15 protein-coding genes and 1 pseudogene are annotated in these 20,284 nt (G+C 62.9%); 13 read left to right on the top strand and 3 right to left on the bottom strand.

Annotated elements, in window-relative coordinates:
* Positions 1 to 186: 186 nt before the first annotated feature.
* Positions 187 to 1,725 (bottom strand): sigma-54-dependent transcriptional regulator, encoded by a 1,539-nt coding sequence (locus NKH38_RS02045; RefSeq protein WP_352757767.1) that lies wholly within the window; start codon positions 1,723 to 1,725, stop codon positions 187 to 189.
* Positions 1,726 to 1,870: 145 nt separating this feature from the next.
* Here NKH38_RS02045 and NKH38_RS02050 point away from each other — a divergent pair, with 145 nt between their 5' ends.
* From NKH38_RS02050 to NKH38_RS02105, 12 genes and pseudogenes are all read left to right on the top strand, one after another.
* A complete protein-coding gene (locus NKH38_RS02050; RefSeq protein WP_352758753.1) occupies positions 1,871 to 3,709 on the top strand; it encodes a M3 family oligoendopeptidase in 1,839 nt (612 codons plus the stop codon).
* 414 nt (positions 3,710 to 4,123) lie between these two features.
* Positions 4,124 to 4,840 carry a helix-hairpin-helix domain-containing protein gene (locus NKH38_RS02055; RefSeq protein WP_023683256.1) on the top strand — a complete coding sequence of 239 codons (717 nt, stop codon included), beginning with the start codon at positions 4,124 to 4,126 and terminating at the stop codon, positions 4,838 to 4,840.
* 163 nt (positions 4,841 to 5,003) lie between these two features.
* Entirely contained in the window at positions 5,004 to 6,149 is a 1,146-nt protein-coding gene (locus NKH38_RS02060) for an aminodeoxychorismate synthase component I (RefSeq protein WP_023728407.1), read from the top strand.
* Positions 6,098 to 6,759, top strand: a pseudogene (locus tag NKH38_RS02065) (aminotransferase class IV family protein). The gene NKH38_RS02060 and the pseudogene NKH38_RS02065 overlap by 52 nt, the downstream one beginning before the upstream one ends.
* A 52-nt stretch (positions 6,760 to 6,811) precedes the next feature.
* The gene (locus NKH38_RS02070; protein WP_023701040.1) at positions 6,812 to 7,735 is read left to right on the top strand and encodes a heme-dependent oxidative N-demethylase family protein; all 924 of its coding nucleotides are present in this window, start codon (positions 6,812 to 6,814) and stop codon (positions 7,733 to 7,735) included.
* Between the two features lie 2 nt (positions 7,736 to 7,737).
* A complete protein-coding gene (locus NKH38_RS02075) occupies positions 7,738 to 8,976 on the top strand; it encodes a hypothetical protein (RefSeq protein ID WP_352758757.1) in 1,239 nt (412 codons plus the stop codon).
* A 129-nt stretch (positions 8,977 to 9,105) separates the two neighbouring features.
* A complete protein-coding gene (locus NKH38_RS02080; RefSeq protein ID WP_352758760.1) occupies positions 9,106 to 10,551 on the top strand; it encodes a homospermidine synthase in 1,446 nt (481 codons plus the stop codon).
* A gap of 188 nt (positions 10,552 to 10,739) precedes the next feature.
* On the top strand, positions 10,740 to 11,117 hold the full coding sequence (locus NKH38_RS02085) for an Omp10 family outer membrane lipoprotein (RefSeq protein WP_023671949.1): 378 nt from the start codon (positions 10,740 to 10,742) through the stop codon (positions 11,115 to 11,117).
* A 197-nt stretch (positions 11,118 to 11,314) separates the two neighbouring features.
* Positions 11,315 to 13,342 (top strand): bifunctional metallophosphatase/5'-nucleotidase, encoded by a 2,028-nt coding sequence (locus NKH38_RS02090; protein WP_023695712.1) that lies wholly within the window; start codon positions 11,315 to 11,317, stop codon positions 13,340 to 13,342.
* Positions 13,343 to 13,498: 156 nt separating this feature from the next.
* Positions 13,499 to 14,563: a ferrochelatase gene (gene hemH, locus NKH38_RS02095; RefSeq protein ID WP_352758765.1), complete on the top strand. Its 1,065-nt coding sequence runs from the start codon at positions 13,499 to 13,501 to the stop codon at positions 14,561 to 14,563.
* A gap of 158 nt (positions 14,564 to 14,721) precedes the next feature.
* Positions 14,722 to 15,672 carry an SPFH domain-containing protein gene (locus NKH38_RS02100; RefSeq protein ID WP_023695711.1) on the top strand — a complete coding sequence of 317 codons (951 nt, stop codon included), beginning with the start codon at positions 14,722 to 14,724 and terminating at the stop codon, positions 15,670 to 15,672.
* A gap of 37 nt (positions 15,673 to 15,709) precedes the next feature.
* Entirely contained in the window at positions 15,710 to 16,174 is a 465-nt protein-coding gene (locus NKH38_RS02105) for an NfeD family protein (RefSeq protein ID WP_023671953.1), read from the top strand.
* Positions 16,175 to 16,262: 88 nt separating this feature from the next.
* Here the strand turns inward: NKH38_RS02105 and NKH38_RS02110 are convergent, their stop codons facing one another.
* Positions 16,263 to 17,258, bottom strand: a complete 996-nt coding sequence (locus tag NKH38_RS02110) for a KpsF/GutQ family sugar-phosphate isomerase (RefSeq protein ID WP_023686410.1) — start codon at positions 17,256 to 17,258, stop codon at positions 16,263 to 16,265.
* A 150-nt stretch (positions 17,259 to 17,408) separates the two neighbouring features.
* Between NKH38_RS02110 and NKH38_RS02115 the strand changes: the two genes are divergently transcribed.
* Positions 17,409 to 19,184 (top strand): outer membrane beta-barrel protein, encoded by a 1,776-nt coding sequence (locus NKH38_RS02115; protein ID WP_352758770.1) that lies wholly within the window; start codon positions 17,409 to 17,411, stop codon positions 19,182 to 19,184.
* On the opposite strand, the gene galU is transcribed toward NKH38_RS02115, so the two are convergent.
* Positions 19,185 to 20,090, bottom strand: a complete 906-nt coding sequence (gene galU, locus NKH38_RS02120; RefSeq protein ID WP_023671956.1) for a UTP--glucose-1-phosphate uridylyltransferase GalU — start codon at positions 20,088 to 20,090, stop codon at positions 19,185 to 19,187.
* Positions 20,091 to 20,284 lie beyond the last annotated feature (194 nt).

Below are 20,284 nucleotides of genomic sequence, written 5' to 3' on the forward strand. Positions count from 1 at the left end.
TTGGTAAACTGCTGGTTTAGATCAAGATTCAGCCTTTTCCCGCTACACGATCTGTTACCGCTGGCCTTAATGCGTGAACAACGCTGTCCGCATCAGCCATATTCCCGCCCCAACCCTTATGCAGCGCCGGATGTGGCATGGCAAGCTGGTCCCGGCCTTGCGTTGGCAAGCTGTGGAATTCGGCGTTCAGGAGGCAAGGCGGTCGAGGCGGCCGGTTTCCGGGTCGATGCCGTATTCCTTGAGCTTGCGGTAGAGCGTCGAGCGGCCGATGCCGAGACGCCGTGCGACCTCGCTCATCTGGCCGTTATAATGGTCGATGGCGAGCTTGATCATTTCGAGTTCGACATCGGCCAGCGCACGCACATTGCCACGCTCGTCCAGCGCCCGCAGCGTGCCGAAACGCTGAAGCAGCCTCGCCGGAGGGGCGGGCTCGGCAGCTGCAGTACCGGCGTCGTCAGTCTGCGCGCCACCGCCTTGCGATCCGGTGCTCAAGGCCATGCCGGGGTCCGACAAGGACGCATCGGCGTGGAGATTGACGGTGCCGTCGACCTGCGCCCGGATCTGCGGAAATTCGTCAGTCGTGAGCACATCGCCTTCGGCAAGCACCGAGGCCCTGAACACGGCGTTTTCCAGCTGCCTGATGTTTCCCGGCCAATCATAGGCCTGCAGCATGGCCAGTGCGGCATCCGAGATGCCGTGCAGGCGATTGCCCGCCGGCGCCACCTTGTCCATGAAATGCTTGACCAGATAGGGGATGTCGTCGCGGCGGTCGCGCAGCGGCGGCACGACGATCGGGTAAACGTTGAGCCGGTAGAACAGGTCCTCGCGAAACTTGCCGTCCTTGACCTGCTGCAGAAGGTTGCGGTGCGTGGCCGAGATCAGCCTGATGTCGACCCTGACGGTGGAACGGCCGCCGACCGGATCGACCTCGCCATCCTGCACGGCGCGCAACAGCTTGACCTGCACGTCGAGCGGCAGGTCGCCGATCTCATCCAGGAACAGGGTGCCCGAATGCGCCTCGACGAACTTGCCGGTGTGCTTTTCGGTGGCGCCGGTGAACGAACCTTTTTCGTGACCGAACAGGATCGATTCGACCAGATTGTCGGGGATGGCGCCGCAATTGACGGTGACGAACGGCTTTGTGCGGCGTTCGCCGCTGCCCTGGATGGCGCGCGCCACCAATTCCTTGCCGACGCCCGATTCGCCCTCGATCAGGATCGGGATGTTGGAGGCCGCAGCCTTCTGGCCGAGGCGGATCACCCGGTCCATCGCCGGGCTGTGCGTGATCATGTCCTTGAAGGTCAGGTGGCCGCCGCGACGCCGCGACGTGCGCTTGACCTCGTCCTCGACCGCCTCGACCTTGAGCGCGTTGCCGACCGCGGTCTGCAGCCGGTCGGGAGACGCCGGCTTGACGACAAAATCGAAAGCGCCGTGGCGCATCGCCGAAACCACCGTTTCGATGCCGCCCTGCGCAGTCTGCACGATGACGGGAACAGTGATGCCGCGCTCGCGCATCGCCTTCAGCACGCCGATGCCGTCGAGGCCCGGCATGACAAGGTCGAGGATGACTGCCGAAATATCCCTCGCATTGGGTCCGTCAAGTGCGCTCAGACCGGCCTCGCCACCATCGGCAACGATGGCGCTGTGGCCGAATTTCGTCACCGCCGCCTCGAGCAGCCGGCGCTGCACGGGATCGTCATCGACTATAAGAATGGAACCTGTCATGACTGATTTGAGTTGCCCGCCTGGGAAATTCCCATGGATCATCTTGGCACAGGGTTCTAAACAAGGTTTCAAAAAACCCGGTGAATGAATTCCTTAGGATTTGACCGGCTTGTCCTTTCCCCTTGATTCCAGAAGGTAATTGTTGATGCGCAGGATTCTCGGTCGGCAGCTTGCGGCGGTAGCGTCCGGTCAGGGCGCGGCGGAACTCGGCGACCTGCCGGAATGGAATCTCGCCGACCTCTATTCCGGCATGGAAGCACCCGAACTGAAGCGCGACCTTGCCAAGGCGGCGGCCGATGCCGTCGCCTTCGAGAACCGCTGGAAGGGCACGCTGGCTGCGGAGGCCGGGCGCGGCAGCGCCGGCAGGCTTGGCGAGGCGCTGACAGCCTATGAGGCGCTGGAGGAACTGATCGGCCGCATCGTCTCCTATGCCGGCCTGATCTATGCCGGCAACACCGCCGATCCGCAGCGCGCAAAGCTCTATGGCGACATCCAGGAGAAGATGACCGACGCCAGCGCGCATCTTTTGTTCTTCGCGCTGGAGCTGAACCTGATCGACGACAAGGCGCTCGAAGCAGCCCTCGCCGCCGACGCCGGCTTTGCCCATTACCGCCCCTGGGTGCTCGACCTCAGAATGGACAAGCCCTACCAGCTCGAGGACCGGGTCGAGCAGCTGTTCCATGAGAAATCGATCACCGGACGCGGTGCCTGGAACCGGCTGTTCGACGAGACGATGACCGATCTGCGCTTCGACATAGACGGCGAGGAACTGACGCTGGAGCCGGCGCTGAACCGCCTGCAGGACGCCGATGGGGAGGTCCGCCGCCGCGCCTCCGAAGCGCTGGCCACAACCTTCCGCAAGAGCCTGCGCACCTTCACGCTGATCACCAACACGCTGGCCAAGGACAAGGAGATTTCCGACCGCTGGCGCGGCTTCGAGGACATCGCCGACTCACGCCATCTCGCCAACCGTGTCGAGCGCAGCGTGGTCGACGCGCTGGCATCGGCCGTGCGCGAGGCCTATCCGCGCCTGTCTCATCGCTACTACGCGATGAAGGCGCGCTGGCTCGGCATGGAGGTGATGAACCACTGGGACCGCAACGCCCCCTTGCCCGAAACGCCGCAAGCGGTGATTCCTTGGGATGATGCCAGGAACACTGTGCTGTCGGCCTATCAGCGCTTTTCACCCGACATGGCGGAGATCGCCCGCACCTTCTTCGACCGCAACTGGATCGACGCGCCGGTCAGGCCCGGCAAGTCGCCCGGCGCCTTCGCCCATCCGACCGTGCCTTCGGCGCACCCTTACGTGCTGCTAAACTACATGGGAAAGCCGCGCGATGTGATGACGCTGGCGCATGAACTCGGCCACGGCGTGCATCAGGTGCTGGCCGGCGGCCAGGGCGCCCTGATGGCTTCGACGCCGCTGACTTTGGCCGAGACGGCCTCGGTGTTCGGCGAGATGCTGACCTTCCGTTCGCTGCTCGACCAGACCACCGACAAGCGCGAGCGCAAGGCGATGCTCGCCCAGAAGGTCGAGGACATGATCAACACGGTCGTGCGCCAGATCGCCTTCTACGAGTTCGAGCGCAAGGTGCATGCAGAGCGCAAGAACGGCGAACTGACCTCCGACAAGCTCGGCCAGTTCTGGCTCGAGGTGCAGGCAGAAAGCTTGGGGCCGGCGATCAAGCTGCGCGAGGGCTATGAGGTCTTCTGGACCTACATCCCGCACTTCGTCCACTCCCCCTTCTACGTCTACGCCTATGCCTTTGGCGACTGCCTGGTGAACTCGCTGTACGCGGTCTACCAGAACGCCGAGCATGGCTTCCAGGACAAGTATTTCGAGATGTTGCGCGCCGGCGGCACCAAGCATCACTCGGAGCTTCTCGCCCCCTTCGGCCTCGACGCCACCGACCCCGCCTTCTGGCAGATCGGGCTTGGCGTGATCGGCGGCCTGATCGACGAGTTGGAAGCGCTCGACAGTTAATGCGCGCACCCATTGGACCGATGGCGCAGAGTGACAGGTTCAGGAGCGGTCTCGACTTTGCGGAATCGCAGAACAGTTTAGCCGGAATGCATGTGACGGCAGCGTTGTTCTTGTTCTAAATATCTGTTCTTGAATAACTCTCCGGCGAAATTTTCCGTTAGCTTTCCCGAAGCCGTATGATAGCTTTCCGACCGAAGCTCAGCCGGGCGCGCGGCTTAAGGCCGGACAGCATCCCGGCCCACGGCAGCGGTCTGACGAATGCGACAGCGACGGTTGGCAATGGGCGGGAAAGCCGAACGCCGACAGTCGACGACAGACCGGCTGTTCCCTGAGCCGCCGAACCACATTGGATGATCCGATCTGCCAAGGTCATGACTTGGGACGGCGGCGGACGGATCCGACTGGAGAGAGACGATGACCTTCTTTTACATTGTCCTGGCGTTCCTTGTAGGTGTGTTGGTTGGCTGGTTTATCTGGGGCCGGCTGCGCGGCGAACTTGACAGCCTGCGCGGCGATCTCGACCGCACCCGCAGCGAGCGTGACAGACTGCGTGCCGACGCCGATCGTCTGACTGGCGAACTCGACGCCTGCGGCAAGACCCGCGCCGATCTCGAACGCCGGCTGCGTGAAACATCGACTCCATCCGCCAAGCCTTCCAGTTCGGCGCCGGCCGCGCTGGTGTCGACAGCGGCAACGGCCAAGTCCGCCTCGGCCGCGAAACCTGCCCCCGCCAAACCCGCCGCGGCCAAACCAGCTGCGGCCAAATCCGCGGCCGCAAAACCAGCGGCCAGCAAACCTGCCGCCGCCAAGGCCGCGCCCAAAGCCGCGGCTTCAAAGCCCGCCGCCGTCCCGAAGAAGGCCGCCCCGGCAGCTGGGAAGGCCGACAATTTGCGTCGCCTGATCGGTATCGGCCCGGTCAACGACAAACTGCTCAAGGGCCTTGGCGTCACGACCTACGCGCAGATCGCCGGCTGGACCGCGGCCGACGTCAAGCGCATCGAGGACACGCTGAATTTCGACGGCCGCATCGCTCGCGAAAAGTGGGTCGAGCAGGCCAAGCTGCTTGCCGCCGGCGACGAAAAGGAGTTCGCACGCCAATTCCCGAGCGCCGGGACCGCCAACAACAGCTGATCTGTCATCGGCAACATAACCAGAAGGCGGCGCTCTCGGGCGCCGTCTTTGTTTTTGCATTCGCCACTGTCTTTGCGCCCTGCGACGCCGCTCCCTCGATTGCACGCCGCCCGGCCCCCATATAGAGCGGTTCTGGCGTTGTCGACCGCAGTACCCGAGCCCCATGCCCCTGCCCTCTGCCATTTTCCGCAACGATGAAAGCGGCCGTCAGTTGGTCTTCGACCACCCGGCCGACATCATCATTGCCTATGATGCCAAGGATTTTCTGCCGGCGCTGGCGGCCGCGCAGGCGGCGAGCGATGCCGGCAAATGGCTGGCCGGCTATTTCTCCTACGAAGCGGGCTATCTGCTCGAACCGAAACTCGTGCCGCTGCTGCCTGAAGGCCGGCGCGCGCCATTGGTTTGTCTGGGTGTCTTCGATGCTCCGGCCGAAGAGGCCGTGCCGCGCAACGATGCGCCGGCCACCAATGGCCCCATCTTCGACGCGAGGGCCAGTTGGTCCGCTCAGGACTACGCCAGACGCTTCGCGCGCCTTCACGACCACATCCGCAAGGGCGATTGCTACCAAGGCAACCTGACCTTTCCGGTCCGTGCCCAATGGTCGGGCGATCCGCTTGCTGCCTTCGACGCACTGACAGGACGCCAGCCGGTCAAGTATGGCGCGCTGATTTCGCTCGGCGATCCCATCGTCTTGTCGCGTTCGCCCGAGCTGTTCTTCGAGATCAATGCCGAAGGCATGATCGAAACCCATCCGATGAAGGGCACCGCACCGCGCGGCGCGACCAAGGCCGAGGACGCGCGGTTGAAGTCCTTCTTGCGCAGCGACGAAAAGAACCAGGCCGAGAACCGGATGATCGTCGATCTCCTGCGCAATGACATCTCACTGATCAGCGAGGTCGGCACGCTGGAAGTGCCGGAACTGTTCCGCATCGAGAGCTACCCGACCGTCCACCAGATGGTGAGCCGTGTGCGGGCGAAGCTTCTGCCTGATCTCGGCATCCGCCAAATCTTTGGCGCGCTGTTTCCCTGCGGCTCGATCACCGGCGCGCCGAAAATCCGCGCGATGGAAATCCTGCACGAGCTGGAAGACACACCGCGCGACGTCTATTGCGGCGCCATCGGCTGGATCGCGCCTGGCGGCATGATGCGCTTTTCGGTGGCGATCCGCACCATATCGCTCTTTTCCAGTGGCGAGGCCGTTTACAATGTCGGCGGCGGCGTCGTCTTCGATTCGACGGCGCAAGAGGAGTATCAGGAGTGTCTGCTGAAGGCGCGCTTCGCGACGGGGACACCGCCGATTTCGAGCTGATCGAGACCATGCGCTGGGAGCCCGGCCAGGGCTTTCTGCGCTTCGAACGCATCTCGCGCGCCTTTACGGCTCGGCGGAAGAACTCGGCTTTGCCTGCGATCCGCAGCGGATCGGCGAGGTGCTGGCGAATACTATCGGGGCGCAGCAGACGGCGCTGCGCACCCGGCTCGTCCTGCAGCGCAATGGCGAAGTGACCGCCTCGGTCCAGCCCTATGAGCCGTTCGCCGCCGACAAGGTCTGGCGGCTGCGACTGGCGCGGGTCCGGCTCTCTTCCTCGGACGCGCTGCTGCGCCACAAGACCAGCCGGCGACAGATCTACACCCACGCCCGCTCCGAATATCTGATCACCCAGGCCGACGAAGTGTTGCTCGCAAATGAGCGCAGCGAAATCTGCGAAGGCACCATCACTAACGTCTTCGCCGATTTCGGTGATGGCATGCTGATGACACCCAGGCTCGACTGCGGCCTGCTGCCTGGCGTATTGCGCGCCGAGCTGCTGGACGAAGGCCGCGCCCAGGAGGCGATCTACAGCTATGACGAGTTGAAATCCGCCAAAACACTGTTCGTCGGCAATTCTCTGCGCGGCTTGATCCCGGCAACATTGGCCTGATACGAAGCGGCTGCGAGAATAACCGCCGGCATTGGACACTTTCTAGCGAAGCATGAATTCTCGTCAGCCCACGCACACGCCCTATGATGGCTCCTCAAAGCTCTTCACCATCGGGCTGAAGCCGCTCGAACTCGACAAGTGGATCGAGGTCGACCGGTATCTCTTCGACCATCTCGCCGAAAAGCGCCGGCTGTATGCCGAAATCCCCGACAAGGTGTTTGTCGAGGAAGACGGCACGCGCGACGCCCAGCGCGAAGTGCGCGGCCTCATCGAAGCACATCTGCTGTCGACATTTCCCGGGATGTACCGGCGCACCAATGCCGGGGTTGAGGTCATTGGCGCCAAAGCCGACTCTGACGCCACCTTCCCCGATGCCCCGCTGGTCGCAGCGTCGCTGCTCGTCCAGGAAGACCTGATCCTGATGCGCCGTGACGACACCGGCTGGCGACTCGCCGCCGGCTCGCTGTGCTTCCCGTCATCCTGGTCGCTGGTCGAAAAATTCGGCCGGCCGCTGCAGCAGATCCACGCACCGGTGCCGGGCTTCGGTCCGGGCACCAGGCCGGCCGAGCTCATCAACCGCATGTTCGACGGCCTGCAGGGTCAGGCTGTCGAACGCTTCAACTGGTCGATCCAGGCCGACGACGCGCTCTATCATCCGCTCTCCAATGTCGAGCGCATCGACCGCGCCACCAGGCGCCCCTCGCGATTTCCCGACGGCGACGTCAACACCCACGCCTTCATCCGCGTCGAGCGCCAGACGCTGCGCAAACTGCCTCTGTCGCGCGACATCCTGTTCACCATCCGCATCCACCTCGACCCGCTGAAAGTGCTGGCGCGGCATCCCGACCGGGCAACGCTTGCCGCCTCTTTCGCGGCGCAATTGCAGGCGCTGGATGAGGCTCAACTCGACTATAAGGGGATGACGTCAGACCGTGACAGGCTGGTGCAACGCCTGCAAGCCATGACGCTGGAGTGACGATGATCCGAAAAATCCTGGAGCAAGCCGTATTGCTCGGTGCATTGCTGGCGTTGCCGGCAACGGCGCTCGCCGACCCCGTCACCTATGCCGGCAAGCTCGGCAACATCGACATCGTCGTCGAGTTTACCGGCGATCCGGCGACGGCTGGAGAGGCACTGGCGGCGCGCTATTTCTACCGCTCCAAGGGCATCGATATTCCTCTGCAGGCGAAGTCGAGCAAGGGCGCCACCTTTCAATTGGCCGAGGAAGAAGCCTGCGATGCCAAGAAGTGCGGCGACGGCCAGGCTCCACCCATCGGCGCCGTCTGGCGGTTGAGTTCCGCCGACAAGGGCAAGACGCTGGAAGGCACCTGGACGGCCAAAAAGACCCTGCCGCTGAAGCTGACAAGGATCGCCAGCCGTGCCCAGACAGAGACGCCGGCGACGACGCCACGCGATCTCTATGATTTCACCGACATGACATTCTCGGGCGACGATGCGCCGATCACCATGGCGGCATCGCCCTACGACTATCTCAAGCTGGATTTCGCGCCCGAGGCAGACGCCAAGGAAGGTTGGCCGGATGCAGCCTACAGCTATGTCACCGATCCACGCACCAAATTCGCCAGGCCGCGCATCGTCGATCTCGCCGGCGGCGCGCCGATCGAAGCCGCCAATGCCTTGCTGCAGAACCGCCATTGGCATGACAGCCTCAGCGCCTTGACCTGCGCGGCGCTGCAATACGCCGGCTTCCACGATGGACCACCGATGGAGGGCATGGATGACGATTCGCTTGGCGGCTACGAAGACACGACGTCCAAAGTGACGTCATTGACGCCGAAGCTGATGAGCTGGTCGGAATCCGGCAGCCTCTATTGCGGCGGTGCGCATCCGAACAACTATTCCGACGCCTATGTCATGGACGTGCGCCGTGGCGCCTTGCTTACCCTTCAGGACATGTTTTCCGATACGGGCGACGGCAAGCCAGGCCCCTCGCTGGCCGCCTTCGTCAGGGAAAACCGCAAGAAGCCAAGCGACCAGACCGAGGTGGATTACGAGGCCGAATGCGGCATCGACGATTTGATCGGCGACTATCTAGACGCCAGCCTGAAGCGCGATGGCGACAGGCAGGTTCTGGTCTTCGGGCTGCAAGGTTTGCCCAACGTCATCCAGGCTTGCGGCGACGATCTCGTTGAAATGCCGGTCTCCGAAGCACAAGCGCTGTTCACACCGGAATTCGCGAAACTGCTCGAACCGTAGGCGCGCATCTGCGCCGTCGGGAACTAACCTTATCCCTGCTTTTCGCTTTATTGTGACAATGATCTATGGTTTGTCGCGCGGCGGTCGAACGGCCGTTTTGGCGCGTTGCTTGAAGGAGTGCTCGATAAAATGGCGAATGAAAACTGGCCCGTTTACGGTGAAATCACCGGCCCTGTCGTGATGATCGGCTTTGGTTCGATCGGACGGGGAACGCTGCCTCTGATCGAGCGCCATTTCAAATTCGACAAGTCGCGCATGACGGTCATCGACCCGCTCGACACCGACCGCAAGCTGCTCGACGAGCGCGGCATCGCCTTCGTGCAGGAGCACGTGACCGAGAAAAACTACAAGAAACTGCTGACGCCGCTTTTGACCAATGGTGGCGGCCAGGGCTTTTGCATCAATCTGTCGGTCGATACCGGCTCGGTCGACCTGATGCGGCTCTGCCGCAAGCTCGGCGTGCTCTACATCGACACCGTCGTCGAGCCGTGGCTCGGCTTCTATTTCGACGCCAAGGCCGACAATGCCAGCCGCACCAACTACGCGCTGCGCGAAGCCTTGATCAAGGAGAAGCACGACAAGCCCGGCGGCGCTACCGCGGTTTCGACCTGTGGCGCCAATCCGGGCATGGTCTCGTGGTTCGTCAAGCAGGCGCTGCTGAACCTTGCCGGCGACCTCGGCCTCGAGTTTTCCGAACCCGCGCAGGACGACCGTGACGGCTGGGCGAAGCTGATGAAGAAGGCCGGCGTCAAGGGCATCCACATCGCCGAGCGCGACACCCAGCGCACCAAGAAGCCGAAGCCGATGAACGTGTTCTGGAACACCTGGTCGGTCGAAGGTTTCATCTCGGAAGGGCTGCAGCCGGCCGAGCTCGGCTGGGGCACGCATGAGAGATGGATGCCGAAGAACGGCAAGGAGCACAAGCATGGCTCCAAGGCTGCGATCTATCTCGAACAGCCCGGCGCCAACACCCGCGTGCGCTCCTGGTGCCCGACGCCGGGCGCGCAATACGGTTTCCTGGTGACGCATAATGAGGCGATCTCGATCGCCGACTTCTTCACCGTGCGCGGTAAGAAGGGCAAGGTCCAATACCGCCCGACCTGCCACTATGCCTATCACCCCTGCAACGACGCCGTGTTGTCACTCCACGAAATGTTCGGCGCTGCCGGCAAGCCGCAGCCGGTCCACCATGTGCTCGACGAAAACGAGCTGGTCGACGGCGTCGACGAGCTTGGCGTGCTGCTCTACGGCCATGCCAAGAACGCCTACTGGTTCGGTTCGCAGCTGTCGCTGGCCGAAGCCCGCAAGCTGGCGCCCTACCAGAACGCTACCGGCATGCAGGTCACCTCGGCCGTGCTCGCCGGCATGGTCTGGGCGCTGGAAAACCCGGAAGCCGGCATCGTCGAGGCCGACGAGATGGACTACAAGCGCTGCCTAGAAGTGCAGTCCCGGTATCTCGGACCGGTCAAGGGCTACTACACCGACTGGACGCCGCTCGATAACCGTCCGGGCCTGTTTCCCGAAGACCTCGACAAAAGCGACCCGTGGCAATTCCGCAACATCCTCGTTCGATAGCGGTTCCATACCCCTGCCTCACTGCCTTGCAATCGCCCGGAAATCGGGCGATTGAAGGGATGCGGACGAGAGCAGTGTGCATCCATTTGGACGCACGAGGGACGGCTCTGGAAACTTGAGGCCACGCACATCGTGTTCCCCAAAACGCCGTTTGACGATTGGGCCGATGCGTCAGGAGAGGATTTGATATGACGATTGCGCGCAAAATTCTTTCTGCGGGAGCGGCGGGCGTTCTTGCGACGATGCTTGCCGCCTGCACCACCGGCGGCTCCGACGGGCCACCGATCTCATCGCAGGCGCGAGGCGTCGAAGGCTCATGGCTGAACGCCGAAGGCAAGGCGGTCTCGACATTGAACGGCGGCGTCTTCACCACCGTTTCGGCGGAGACCGGTGAGAAATTCGCTGACGGCAGCTACACCAAGACCGGCGCCACCTCGGTCGAGATCAACGGAACCTCGCTGATCCGGCAGCAGCCAATCGCTTTCAACTGCCTGCTGGTGTCCATAAACCAGCTGAATTGCACCAGCTCCGCCGGGCAGAACTTCGTGCTGACCAGGCGCGGCTGAACCTTTCCCATGCGGCTTTGCGGATGGCGGCGCCGCGATGCCGCCGCCTCTTTTATGCCGGCAAACCGATGCCGGTTATCCGCCCTGATTCTTCTTGCATCGCCACAACCGCGATGTGAACATACCCGAAATGCTGGCTGTTATCCTGCAGTCGGGCAAGAGCGTTAAACGCCTTTGATCATATCCGGGAGACGAAGATGAAGAAGCTCGCCGCCATTGCCGCCCTCTCTGCCTCGACACTCGGCCTGTCGGCCGCACCATCCTTTGCCGACTACACGTTGAACATCCTGCATTTCAACGATTGGCACAGCCGCATCGAAGGCAACAACAAATACGAGTCGACCTGCTCGGCCGAGGAAGAGACCAAGGGTGAGTGCATCGGCGGCGCCGGCCGGCTGGTCACCGCGATCGCACAGGAGCGCAAGAAGCTCGAAGGCCAGAACGTGCTGCTGCTCAATGCCGGCGACAGCTTTCAGGGATCGCTGTTCTACATCACCTACAAGGGCACGGCGGAGGAGGAATTCCTCAATCAGATCAAGCCCGACGCGGTGACGCTCGGCAACCACGAATTCGACGATGGCGAGAGCGCGCTGGTGCCTTATCTCGACAAGGCGAAGTTCCCGATCGTCAGCGCCAATGTCGTGCCCAACGACAAGTCCGGCGCCGCAGGCAAGATCAAGCCGTCGATTGTGCTTGAGGTCGGCGGCCAGAAGATCGGCATTGTCGGCGCCGTGACCAACGACACGCCGGAACTCGCCTCTCCCGGCCCCAACATTACCATCGAGGACGACGTCAAGTCGATCACCGCCGAGGTCGAGAAGCTGAAGGCGCAAGGCGTCAACAAGATCATTGCCGTCACCCATATCGGCTACAGGCGCGAGCGCGATGTCATCGCCAAGATCCCGGGCATCGATGTGGTGGTCGGCGGCCACAGCCATTCGCTTCTGTCCAACACCGACCCGAAGGCTGAAGGCCCCTACCCGACGATGGTCGACAACCCCGACGGCTCCAAGGTGCCTGTGGTGCAGGCCGCGTCCTATTCGAAATATCTCGGCGAATTCAAGGTCGTGTTCGACGACAATGGCAACGTCAAGGAAGCCAGCGGCGACCCGATCTTCCTCGACAAGTCGATCACTCCCGATCCGGCCGTTCTTGCCCGCATCAAGGAGCTTGGCGCGCCGATCGAGGCGCTGAAGAACAAGGAAGTGGCCGAGACCACCGAGGCCATCGACGGCAGCCGCGAAAGCTGCCGCACCAAGGAATGCGCGATGGGCAACCTCGTCTCCGACGCCATCCTCGACCGCGTCAAGGGACAGGGCGTCGAGATCGTCGTCTCGAATGGCGGCGGCCTGCGTGCTTCGATCGACAAGGGCACCGTCACCATGGGCGAGGTGCTGACCGTGCTGCCGTTCCAGAACACGCTGGCGACCTTCCAGATTTCCGGCAAGGATCTGGTTGCCGGGCTGGAAAACGGCGTCAGCCAGGTCGAGGACGGCGGCGGCCGCTTCCCGCAGGTGGCAGGTCTCAAATACTCCTTCGACAAGTCGGTCGCGCCCAATGCCGGCCGAGTCAAGTCGGTCGAGGTGATGCAGAACGGTGCCTGGGCGCCGATCAATCCGGACAAGGACTATCTGGTCGCCACCAACAATTACGTCCGCCAGGGCGGCGACGGCTACAAGGTCTTCGCCGAGAAGGCGAAGAACGCCTATGATTACGGCCCGGGCCTCGAACAGGTGGTCGCCGACTATCTCGCCGCGCACCGGCCCTATACGCCCAAGCTCGACGGCCGCATCACCGAGGTTGCCGCAACCGTAGCGGCTGCCCCGGCCGCCGAGCCGGCAAAACCAGCCGAACCGGCACCTGCTCCAGCGGAACCGGCAAAACCGGCCGAGGCTGCACCGGCGGAGCCGGCGATGCCCGCATTGCCGGCAGGCTCCGGCGACATCACCACCACGCCGCCGACTGTCCCGGCGGAAACCGCCCCGGCAACGCCGGCTCCGGCCGAACCGGCAAAACCGGCCGAAGCCGCACCTGCTCCGGCAAAGCCGGCTGACGCCGCCCCGGCCGAAGCCAGCCATGTCATCGTCGCCGGCGATACCTATTGGGATCTCGCCAAAAAGGCCTACGGCGACGGCGCCAAGTGGAAGGTGATCTCCGAGGCCAACAAAGGCTACGAACCACGCCGGCTTCCTGTCGGCGCGACCTTGACCATTCCGGCGAAGTAACCTCGCTTCGCACTTGCGACCAGCAAAACGCGTCCGGGTAACCGGACGGGTTTTTGGCTTTCAAGGTAAGGTGCGGCCAGACGCAGCATTGAAAACTCGCGCCGCATCGCTAGTTTCGCCCGACATCGTCGGTTTTCGCGGTGTCGGGAGACCTTCATGACGCTTTCCACGCCTGTCGACCCCAAAGCCGCGAAAGCGCTCGACCGGCTACCGGCCGGACATCCGCCGGTAAAGGCAGGCAAGATCGGCGTCATGTTGGTCAATCTCGGCACGCCGGACGGCACCGATTTCAAGCCGATGTGGCGCTATCTCCGCGAATTCCTGTCCGATCCGCGGGTCATCGAGCTCAACAAGGCGATCTGGTATCCGATCCTCTACGGCTTGGTGCTGACCACGAGACCGAACAAGTCCGGCGCCAATTACGCCAGGATATGGAACCGCGAGAGGAACGAGTCGCCGCTGCGCACCTACACCCGGGCGCAGGGCGAAAAGCTGGCCGCAGCGCTCATCGACCTACCCGATGTCGTGGTCGACTGGGCGATGCGCTACGGCAACCCCTCGACCGCGAGCGTCGCGCAAAGGCTGGTCGAGCAAGGCTGCGACCGCATCCTGTCGTTCCCACTCTACCCGCAATACTCCGCGACCACCACCGCGACCGCCAACGACCAGCTGTTTCGCGCCTTGATGAAGATGCGCCGCGCGCCTGCCGTGCGCAGTGTTCCGCCCTACTATGACGAGCCGGTCTACATCGAGGCGCTCGCCCATTCGATCGAACGGCATCTGGCAACGCTAGACTTCGAGCCCGAGGTGGTCATCACCTCCTATCACGGCATCCCGAAGCCCTATTTCGAGAAGGGCGATCCCTATCACTGCCACTGCCAGAAGACGACACGGCTGTTGCGTGAACGACTGGGGTGGGATGAAAAGAAGCTGATCATCACCTTCCAGTCGCGCTTCGGCGCCCAGGAATGGCTGCAGCCCTACACCGACAAGACGGTCGAGAAACTGGCGAAGGACGGCGTGAAATCGATCGCCATCGTCAACCCAGGCTTTTCCGTCGACTGCATCGAGACGCTGGACGAAATCGGCCGCGAGGCGGCCGAGACCTTCCATCACGCCGGCGGCGAGAAATTCGCCCACATCCCGTGCCTCAACGACAGTGCAGAAGGCATGGCGGTGATCGAGGCGATGGTGCGGCGCGAGCTGTCGGGCTGGGTCTGAGGCCGCCACGTTGCGGCGATCGATCGCCGCAGTTGCGCTATTCCATGCACTAATAATCAACGATCACCTGATTGTAACATTATTGAAACACACCTAAGTGTTTGGTGAAGTCGGTTGCATGGAATCAACGCCATGGCCGGCATCTGAGGGAGATTCAAATGGACTTCAGTGGTTTCGGTATTGCGATTGGTGCGCTTGCCTTTCTGGTATTGGTGCTTCTTATCAAAGGCATCCGGACAATCCCGCAAGGCTATAATTATACGGTGGAGCGCTTTGGTCGTTACACCAAAACACTAAGCCCCGGCCTCAACCTCATCGTGCCGTTCGTCGACCGAATCGGCGCCAAGATGAACATGATGGAGCAGGTGCTCGACGTTCCGAGCCAGGAAATCATCACGCGCGACAACGCCATTGTCGGCGTCGACGGCATCGCCTTCTACCAGATCCTCAATGCGGCGCAGGCCGCCTACCAGGTCGCCGGCCTGGAGAACGCCATTCTCAATTTGACGATGACCAACATCCGTACCGTCATGGGCTCGATGGACCTCGACGAATTGCTGTCGAACCGCGACGCCATCAACGAGCGCCTCCTGCGCGTCGTCGACGAAGCGGCGCATCCGTGGGGCATCAAGATCACCCGCGTCGAGATCAAGGACATCAATCCGCCGGCCAACCTCATCGAATCGATGGGTCGTCAGATGACGGCTGAACGTAACAAGCGTGCGCAGATCCTCGCCGCCGAAGGCCTCAAGCAGTCGCAGATCCTTGAGGCCGAAGGCCGCAAGGAAGCCGCCTTCCGCGACGCCGAGGCACGCGAACGCTCGGCCGAGGCCGAAGCGCGAGCCACCCAGGTTGTATCGGAAGCCATCTCCAAGGGCGACGTGCAGGCACTCAACTACTTCGTGGCGCTCAAATACACCGAAGCGATGGGCAAGATCGGTACCGCCAACAACAGCAAGGTCGTGCTGATGCCGATGGAAGCCTCGGCGCTGATCGGCACGCTCGGCGGCATAAGCGAGATCGCCAGGGAGGTGTTCCGCAGCGAAGGCACCGCCGGCGCCGCCAGGCAGGCCGCCCGCCCTCCGGTGGTTCGCCCAGGCGAGAATTGAGGCTAGCTGAGAACTGAGATCATAGGAGCGCACTCCCATGTTCGACCGCATCATTTCCGAACTTGGTCCGTGGAACTGGATGGTTCTGGGCTTCGTCCTCCTGGTGATGGAGGTCATCGCGCCAGGAATATTCATGCTGTGGATCGGCATCGCCGCATTGGTGATCGGTGTGATTTCCCTGCTCGTCTGGGACGCAAGCTTCTGGGCCTGGGAAGTCCAGGTCCTCGCCTTCCTGGCCCTGTCGCTGGTCTCGGCCTTTGCCGGAAAGAAGCTGGTTGGTGGGCGTAATACCCCTAGCGACCAGCCGCTGCTCAACCGGCGCGGCGCGCAGTTGGTCGGCAGGATGGCAACGCTGGCCGAGCCGATCAAGGACGGTCGCGGCCGCATCAAACTCGGCGACACACTGTGGCGCGTCTCCGGTCCCGACCTGCCGGCCGGCACGCAGGTGCGCGTCGTCAGTTCGGCCGACACCGATCTGGAACTGACCGTCGAGGCAGTTTGACATTTCGAAAGCGCATGGCGCTTTCGATCCGGAAAAATCAGGCCGCGTCGCCTAGGGCTTCCCGAACGCGACGCGTCCTTTGATTTTTTCAGGCGGCGCCGATGCGCAGCAGGTCGTGCAGATGAACCAGTCCCACGAGCCGCCTGCCTTCGACCACCATCAGGCTCGTAATGGCCGAATTGTTGATAATCTGCAGCGCCGTCGCCACCAGCGTGTCCGGTGTGGCCGTCTTCGGCTTTTTCGTCATCACCTGATCGACGCTCATTTCCATGAGATTGCTGCCGATGTGACGCCTGATGTCGCCATCGGTGATGATGCCCACCAACGCGCCATCCGCCGTCGCGATCGCCACGCAGCCGAAGCCCTTGTTCGACAATTCGAGGATCGCCTCGCGCATGCCCGTGCCGGAAGACACCAGCGGCAGCCTGTCGCCGACATGCATGATCTCGTGGATCTGCGTGAGGTTGGCGCCGAGCTGGCCGCCGGGGTGGAACGTGCGGAAATGGTCGGGCGTGAAGCCGCGCGCTTCGAGCAGCGCTATGGCCAGCGCATCGCCGACCACCAGTTGCAGCAGGGTCGATGTCGTCGGCGCCAGACCGTGCGGGCAGGCTTCCGGCGCGGACGGCAGGAGCACCACCACGTCGGCCGCGCGCGCCAGCGCCGAGGCCGCGCCCGCGGTAATCGCAATCAGCGGGATCGAGAAGCGCCTGGAATAGGCGACGATGCCCATCAACTCTTTGCTCTCGCCGGACCATGACATGGCAATGATGGCATCGTCTCTGGCGATCATGCCAAGGTCGCCATGATTGGCCTCCGCCGGATGGACGAAGAAGGCAGGCGTGCCGGTCGAAGCCAGACTAGCCGCGATCTTAGTGCCGATATGGCCGCTTTTGCCGACGCCGGTGACTATGACGCGGCCATTGATGCGCGACACCATGTCGACGGCGCGGGCGAAAGGTTCGGCCAGTTCGTTCTCCAGCGCGGCGGCCAATGCCGCCACGCCGGCCTGTTCCGTGGCTACCGTTCTCAGCGCCGAGGCGACCGAAGCCTCCAAAGGCTTCTTTTCTGGGGATCCCGCATGCATGGCTGATGCGATTAGCGCTTTGCCGTTCGCCTGTCCAACAGAATTGCCGTCCAGCCATGTCGTACAGGCACACCTTCAACCCTCCGTTAACCATCCCCGTTTACGGTTCGGTAAGTATGGCGCGCTTGCGCCGCGCAAGCAGTGGTGACGATGTCGCGGGCCCAGCCTCAAGAGAAAAAAGGTCGAACGGGCAGAGCCTTTTGCGCTCTGCTTCTGGCGACGAGCGTGCTCGCTTTGCTGCGGCCAACTGCGCTTCATGCCCAGGAGACCGAGCTGCGCGGCGAGGTTTCGGAATCGGCGATCCTGTCCGACCAGCAGCGCCGGGCCAGGCAATTGAGCAAGGCCAACACGCAGGTCAAGCCCGCCCCTGCCGACACCGCCCCCACGGGAAACACGCCAACCGCTTATGTGCCGGCCAGCGATGGCGCCTTGCCTGACGACACCGACCCGTCACAGGCCGGCGCAAACAGCATTTTCGACCCGCCGGCGACCATCGACGATTCGTTCGCCGACAAGCCGCCAACTGTCCAGCCACGCCGTCCGTCGACGGCAAAGCAACGCGCCGCCGCGGATGCAGACAAGGCCAAGGACAAAACCAAGGCCGCCGACAAGAAGAAGCCTGGCAAAGCCACGGACCAGACCACCACCGCCGCGACTCCGGACGGCACTGCGGCAGGCGACGCCGATCAGGACACAGCCAACCGCCGTGTCCTCACCGTCGACGGCGTCGACCGACACCCTGGAGCCGAACGCACCGACGCCATCGAGGGCCAGAAGAAGAAGCTCGAGGACGACCCGTACGCGGCAACCGGCATCAAGGTCGGCTCGTTCCTGCTGCGGCCGACGCTCGAGCAGGGCGTTGCCGTCACGTCGAACGCCGATTCCAGCGCTGGCGGCAAGTCGGCGGTGCTGTCCGAAACGGCGCTACGTTTCTCCGCCGCCTCCGATTGGCGCGAGAATTCGGCGGTCATCGACGGCTACGGCAATTTCCGCAACACCATTTCGGGCCAGAAGATCAATGAGGCACGCGGCCGTATCCAAGGCACGTACAATGTCGACCTCGACAACGAACTGCGCGCCATCGCCAAGCTCGGCTACGAGATTGCGCCGGAATCGGCCTCCGCGCCCGACGCCATTGCCGGCGTCAAATCGCAGCCGATCCGCCAGACGGTCGACGGCAGCCTCGGCGTCGAGAAGGACGTCGGCAAGATGCGCTTTGCGCTGACCGGCGCCGTCTCCCACGACATCTATGGCGATGCCGAACTTACCGATGGCACCTCGTTGTCGCAGAAGGACCAGGACAACACGCTCTACACCGCAACGTTGCGGACCGGCTATGAAATTTCCCCGGCTCTGACGCCCTTTGCCGAGATTGAGCTCGGCCGCCGGGTATATGACCAACGGATCGACAACAAGGGCTTCGAGCGCTCCTCGATCCGGCTTGGCGCACGCGCCGGTATCGAAGTCGACATGGGCGAGAAGCTCAAGGGTGAGTTCTCGGCCGGCTGGCTGAGGGAGGCGATCGACGACAAGAACCTGGAGGCGATTTCGGGAGCCACCATCAATGCCGACCTCAAATGGTCGCCCGAGCGCGGTACCATCATCGGCCTCACCGGGCAAACCACGGTCGAAGGCACAACGAATGCCGGTGAGAGCGGCGACATCCTCTATTCCGGCCGCCTCACCGGCGAGCGGCAGATCCGCGCCGACCTGACCGGCAACGCAGCCCTTGGGCTCGACTGGCGCAATTACACCGGCTCCGACGGCCATGACATGACGCTAAGTGCAGAGGCCGGGCTGACCTGGTGGCTGAACCGTTACGTCGGTCTCACCAGCCGCGCCCGCACCGAAAAGCTGACCAGCAATCTGCCCGGGCGCAACTACACCGCCAACAGCATCTATTTGGGGCTGAAGCTGCAGCGGTAGCTAAAAAGCAGCGCCGCGACGCTCGGACGGCTTCATCTCATCGAGCAGCGTGCGGATGACGCCGGCCATGTTCTCGTTCATGTCGCTGCGCCACAGCGCGAAGGCGACATTGGCCTCGACGAAGCCTTCCGGCGAGCCGCAATCGAAGGTGCGGCCCTGAAAGTGGTAGCCAAAGAAGGGCTGCTGCTTTTCCAGCTTCAGCATCGCGTCGGTGAGCTGGATCTCGTTGCCGGCGCCCTTTTCCTGGCTTTCGAGGATCTTGAAAATCTCGGGCTGCAGGATGTAGCGGCCGTTGATGTAGAGATTGGACGGCGCGGTGCCGGTCTTCGGCTTTTCGACCATCTCGGTGATGCGGAAGCCGTGATGCGTGTCCTCGCCGCGGCCGACAATGCCATATTTGTGGGTCTCGGCCGGATCGCATTCCTGTACGGCGATGATGTTGTTGCCCGTCTCCTCGTAGAGCTCGACCATGGCCTTCGTGCAGCTCTTCTCCGACTGCATGATCATGTCGGGCAGCAACAGCGCGAAGGGTTCATCGCCGACCAGTTCGCGGGCGCACCAGACGGCGTGGCCGAGCCCCATCGGCACCTGCTGGCGGGTGAACGAGGTCTGCCCCGGCGCCGGCTGCAGCCGCTGCAAGCGGGCCAGCTGATCGTCCTTGCCGCGCTGTGCCAGCGTATCATAGAGCTCGAACTGGATATCGAAATGGTCTTCTATGACCGCCTTGTTGCGGCCGGTGACGAAGATGAAATGTTCGATGCCGGCCTCGCGCGCCTCATCGACGACATACTGGATGACCGGCCGGTCGACGACGGTCAGCATCTCCTTGGGAATGGCCTTGGTGGCCGGGAGAAACCGTGTGCCGAGACCGGCGACCGGGAAAACTGCCTTGCGAACTCGCTTCATGCGTCAATTATCCGTTTGAGGGCGTGCCCGGCAATCCCGCCTCGCGACATTTTCGCGCCGGAATTGTGGATTATCGGGCCATTGAGGGAAACATCAACCGGTAAAGCATCCAGGTGTCTTTTCGTTCCAGGCGCCGCCTATGGTAAACCAATTGCTAACCCGGTTCGGCGATGAATGGTCTTTCCTGAGATAGA

Origin of the sequence: Mesorhizobium sp. M1078, assembly GCF_040318615.1 — a bacterium.
In the GTDB taxonomy this organism is placed as follows: Bacteria; Pseudomonadota; Alphaproteobacteria; order Rhizobiales; family Rhizobiaceae; genus Mesorhizobium.